This is a genomic window from Kitasatospora sp. NPDC047058, from assembly GCF_040643935.1.
GTDB lineage: Bacteria > Actinomycetota > Actinomycetes > Streptomycetales > Streptomycetaceae > Kitasatospora.
This window is the reverse complement of the sequence record NZ_JBEYVJ010000486.1, coordinates 1-4510: the sequence shown is the minus strand read 5'-3', so window position 1 is coordinate 4510 and position 4510 is coordinate 1. Positions and strand designations below refer to the sequence as shown.

At 76.1% G+C, this 4510-nt stretch carries 5 protein-coding genes; 3 read left to right on the top strand and 2 right to left on the bottom strand.

Annotation, left to right across the window (positions count from 1 at the left end; all coding sequences use genetic code 11):
* Positions 1-1291 (bottom strand): ATP-binding protein (locus ABZ885_RS35970; protein ID WP_360198464.1); only part of this gene is annotated, 1291 nt, incomplete at its 3' end.
* A gap of 187 nt (positions 1292-1478) precedes the next feature.
* On the opposite strand from ABZ885_RS35970, the gene ABZ885_RS35965 reads away from it, so the two are divergent.
* Entirely contained in the window at positions 1479-2318 is an 840-nt protein-coding gene (locus tag ABZ885_RS35965) for an oxidoreductase (protein WP_360198462.1), read from the top strand.
* Between the two features lie 48 nt (positions 2319-2366).
* On the opposite strand, the gene ABZ885_RS35960 is transcribed toward ABZ885_RS35965, so the two are convergent.
* Entirely contained in the window at positions 2367-2969 is a 603-nt protein-coding gene (locus tag ABZ885_RS35960; protein ID WP_360198459.1) for a TetR/AcrR family transcriptional regulator, read from the bottom strand.
* Positions 2970-3058: 89 nt separating this feature from the next.
* Between ABZ885_RS35960 and ABZ885_RS35955 the strand changes: the two genes are divergently transcribed.
* Together ABZ885_RS35955 and ABZ885_RS35950 are read left to right on the top strand one after the other, a co-directional pair.
* Positions 3059-3487, top strand: a complete 429-nt coding sequence (locus tag ABZ885_RS35955) for a nuclear transport factor 2 family protein (protein ID WP_360198456.1) — start codon at positions 3059-3061, stop codon at positions 3485-3487.
* A complete protein-coding gene (locus ABZ885_RS35950; RefSeq protein ID WP_360198453.1) occupies positions 3484-4368 on the top strand; it encodes an NAD(P)H-binding protein in 885 nt (294 codons plus the stop codon). The genes ABZ885_RS35955 and ABZ885_RS35950 overlap by 4 nt, the downstream gene beginning before the upstream one ends.
* Positions 4369-4510: the final 142 nt, after the last annotated feature.

Below are 4510 nucleotides of genomic sequence, written 5' to 3'. Positions count from 1 at the left end.
CCGCAGCCGCCAGGGCGCGCCGCGCCCGCTCCTTCGGGTCGGGGGTGAGCGCGGCGGCGCGTTCCAGGAAGGAGGCGGCGGCCGCCCGGCCGCCGCGCGCCAGGGCCCGGTCGGCGGAGCGCTCCAGCGCGGCGGCGACCTGCTCGTCCGGGCCGACCGCGGCGTGGGCCAGGTGCCAGGCCCGGCGGTCGGGGTCGCGCCCGGCGTCGGTCGCCTCGGCCAGGGCGTGGTGCGCGGCCCGCAGGGCGGCGGCGTCCGCGCCCCGCCAGACGGCCGAGCGCACCAGCGGGTGCCGGAACCGCACCGGGACGCCGAGGGTGATCAGGTCCGCGGCCTCGGCCGGTGCCGCGGCCTCCAGCCCGATGCCCAGCAGGCGCAGCGCATGCCACAGGAGCGGCCCGTCGCCGACCGGTTCGACCGCCGCGACCAGCAACAGGGCGCGGGTGTCGGCCGGCAGTGCGTCGACGCGCCGGCGGAAGCCGTCCTCCACCCGGGTCGCCACCGGGCCGGCGCCCGGCCCTCCGAAGCCGAACGCCAGCTCCGCCGGTGACAGGCCCCGGGGCAGCTCCAGCAGGGCGAGCGGGTTCCCCCCGGTCTCGGCGACGATCCGGTCCCGCACCCGGGCATCGACGGGCCCCGGCAGCACGCCGTCGAGCAGCGCCCGGGCGTCGGCGTCGGCCAGCCCGAGCAGGGGGAGGTCCGGCAGGCCGGAGAAGCCGTCCTCCTCCTTCTCGCCGGTGGTCCGCTCGGCGAACACCAGCGCCACCGACTCGGCGTCCAGCCGGCGCCCGACGAACGCCAGGATCCGCTGGGACATCAGGTCCAGCCACTGCGCGTCGTCGACCAGGCACACCAGCGGGGACCCGGTCGCGGCCTCGGCGAACAGGCTGAGCACCGCGATCCCGACCAGCAGCATCTCGGGCGGATTCCCCGCGCTCAGGCCGAACGCGACCCGCAGCGCGTCCTGCTGCACCGGCGGCAGTCGGTCGAGGTGCGACAGCAGGGGGGCGCACAGGCGCTGCAGGGCGGAATAGGCGAAGTCGGACTCGGCCTCGACGCCGGCGGCGCGTACGGTCTGCAGCGGCGCCGCCTGCTCGGCGAGGTGGTCGAGCAGCGCCGACTTGCCGACGCCGGCCTCGCCGCGCAGGACCAGCACCCGGCTGCGTCCGTCGCGCACCTCGCGCAGCAGGCGGTCCAGTGCCGCCGACTCCCGGTTCCGCCCGAGCAGCCGGCGGTTCGCGTGTTGCGGCAATGTCCCCTCCGGCACGAGTTCCTCCCGGAGGAGCTTCACCCATCCTACGAACAGCGGGGCCGGCCGAGCTGCACGGACTTCCGCGCCCCCGGCCGTCCCCGGGTCGCGCCTGACCGCCTCTGACCGCCATGGCCGACTCAGCGCCATATGACTGAGGCGCAGCGGAGGCACCGCAGGCGAGAGTGATGACCGGTGGGTCTCACGACAGAGCGAAGGGGTCTTGGACATGACTCGCACCTGGTTGATCACCGGCGCGTCCCGCGGCTTCGGCCGGCACCTGGCCGAAGCGGTCCTGGAGCGCGGGGACCACGTCCTGGCGACGGCCCGGCGGCCGGAGCACCTGGCGGACCTGGTCTCCCGCCATGCGGCGCGGGTCCGTACCGCGGCCCTGGACGTGACCGACGCGGACGCGGCCCGGGCCGCGGTGGACGGCGCGGTCACGGCGTTCGGGCGGCTGGACGTGGTGGTGAACAACGCCGGGTACGCCAACAGCGGGCCGATCGAGGACATGACGGACGAGGATTTCCGCGAGCAGTTCGAGACGAACTTCTTCGGGGTCGTCAACGTCACCCGGGCGGCGCTGCCGGTGCTGCGCGCGCAGCGGTCGGGGGTGTTCGTGCAGTTCTCGTCCCTGGGTGGCCGGGTCGGCGGCACTCCGGGGATGGGTGCCTACCAGAGCGCGAAGTTCGCCGTCGAGGGCTTCTCCGAGGTGCTGGCCGGCGAGGTCGCCCCGTTCGGGGTGAAGGTCGTCATCGTCGAGCCCGGCGCCTTCCGGACGGACTGGCAGGGCTCGTCCATGGAGCTGCACGCGGTACGGCCCGACTACGAGGAGACCGTCGGCGCCATGAACCGGTACCGGCGGGAGAACGACGGCGCGCAGCCCGGCGACCCGGCCCGCGCGGCCCGGGTGATCATCGAAGTCGTCGGCCACGACGACCCGCCCCGCCGGCTGCTGCTCGGCGCGCAGGCCGTGACCGCGGCCCTGGCCGCCGGTGAGGCGCGCGCCGCGGAGACGCGGCGGTGGGCCGGGGCGAGCGCCGCCGCCGACTTCCCGGCGGAGCGGTAGGCGTGCGGCCGCCCGCACGGTCCTCCGCGGCCCGGAACGGAACGGCCGTCAGCCGGCCGGACGGGCGGTGCCGAGGACTGAGGCGGTGAAGTCCGCCAGCCGGGCGCGGAGTTCCTCGCGGGGCACGCCCCCGTCACCGGCCAGGTGGGCGACGAGGTCGGCCCGGGTGGCGGCCAGCAGGGCGTGCGCGGCGAAGTCGGCGGAGCCGGTGCCGGCCCATGCCGGGATCCGCTCCAGCAGGTCGCGGAGCAGGGCGTGCCAGTGTGCGTAGTGCTCGGTGCGGTAGGGGCTGTCCGCGCCGGCCGCCTCCAGGGCGACGGCCAGGTGGCGGTTGTCGAGCTTGAGGCAGAGCAGGGCGTCGAGCAGGGCGGGCACGCGCACCGGCGGCGGGGTGTCGGGCCCCAGGGGCGGCGGGCCGCTCTCGACGGCGGTCCTGACCGGTTCGAGCCGGGCCCCGTAGAGCGCGCGGATCAGGCCGGTGCGGTCGCCGTAGGCCCGGAAGAGCGTCCCCTTGCCCACTCCGGCGGCCGCCGCGATGTCGGCCATGGTGACGTCCTCCGGGCTGCCGCACCCGGCGAAGAGGGCGTCGGCGGCCGCGAAGACGGCTTCCCGGTTGCGGGTCGCGTCCTTACGGGGTTTGCGCTCGGTCACGGGGTACCTCCGGTTGCGATGTGGACCGCCGGTCCGTATCTTTCGAGAAGCGGACCAGCGGTCCGTATCGTACGGGACGGAGGACCCCCATGCCCGATCACACCCCGCCGGCGGAGCTCTACCGCCACAGCCTGCGCCTGCTCCTCGACAAGGACATCCCCGCCTGGGTCGGCCTCTGGGCCGAGGACGGCGTCATGGAGTTCCCCTTCGCGCCGCCGGGCCGCCCCCGGCGGCTGGAGGGCCGGGGCGCCGTCGCCGGCTACATGCGCGACTACCCCGACCACATCGACCTGCACGACTTCCCCGACCTGCGGATCCACCAGAGCACCGACCCCGGGACGATCGTGGTCGAGATGCGCGGGGTGGGCCGGGTGGTCGCGACCGGCCGCCCCTTCGACATGACCTACATCGCCGTCGTGACCGTCCGGGACGGCCGCTTCACCTCCTACCGCGACTACTGGAACCCGCTCGCGGTCCTGGAGCCCGGCCTGGAGTTCGCCGGAGGCGGGGCCCGATGACCGCCACCGGCACCACCCTCGACACGGGCGGCACCCTCGGCACCGGCACCACCCTCGTCATCGGCGCCACCGGCACCACCGGCAGCCGGACCGCCGCCGGCCTGGTCGCCGCCGGCCACCGCGTCCGGGCCGCCGGGCGCCGTGCCACCCCGCTCCCCGGCACGGAACCGGTCCGCTTCGACTGGTACGACCCCGCCACCTTCACCGACGCGCTCGACGGCGCCGAGCGCGTCTACCTCGTCCCGCCGGTCGGCGACCCGGACCCGGCCGCGGTCATGCTGCCCTTCCTCGACCGGGCCCGCGCCGCCGGCGTGCAGCGCGCGGTCCTCCTCAGTTCCTCGGCCGTCGCCGAAGGGGGCCCCGCGGTGGGCGAGGTCCACCGGGCCCTGCGCGGCCGCTTCGCGCAGTGGGCCGTCCTGCGGCCGTCCTGGTTCATGCAGAACTTCACCGGGGCGCACCCCCACGCCGAGGGCATCCGCGCCCACGGCACCATCCTGACCGCCACCGGCGCCGGCCGGGTCGGCTTCGTCGACGCCGACGACATCGCCGCCGTCGCGGTACGGGTGCTGACCGACGACCACGTGCCCGACACCGACCTGGTGCTGACCGGGCCGGAGGCGCTCAGCCACGACGACGTCGCCGCCGTCCTCACCGAGGTCACCGGCCGCCCGGTGGTCCACCGCGGACTGACCCGTGAAGAGCTGCGCGACCGGCTGGCCGCCACCATGCCCGTCGAGTTCGCCACGCTGCTGGCCGACCTGGACCGGGCGATCGCCGACGGGGCCGAGGACCGGACCACCGACACCGTCCTGCGGATCACCGGCCGCCCGCCGCGCGGCTTCCGGGCCGTCGCCGAACGGGAACTGGCCCGCCGCGGCTGACCCACCGTCGGCGTGCGAACCGGCCGCTCCCCCGGCGGGCCGTGGAGGGGGAGCGGCCGGCCGGAAACCAGGAACCCGAGCTGATGGTGCGCTGCTCGCCCCACGGTTCGCCGATGACGTAGTCCTGAGCGGCGCCGGTGGA

Bases quoted from the DNA above. Each gene is read 5' to 3' on its own strand.
- ABZ885_RS35950 (WP_360198453.1), top strand. From the start codon at position 3,484: ATGACCGCCACCGGCACCACCCTCGACACGGGCGGCACCCTCGGCACC.
- ABZ885_RS35965 (WP_360198462.1), top strand. From the start codon at position 1,479: ATGACTCGCACCTGGTTGATCACCGGCGCGTCCCGCGGCTTCGGCCGG.
- ABZ885_RS35955 (WP_360198456.1), top strand. From the start codon at position 3,059: ATGCCCGATCACACCCCGCCGGCGGAGCTCTACCGCCACAGCCTGCGC.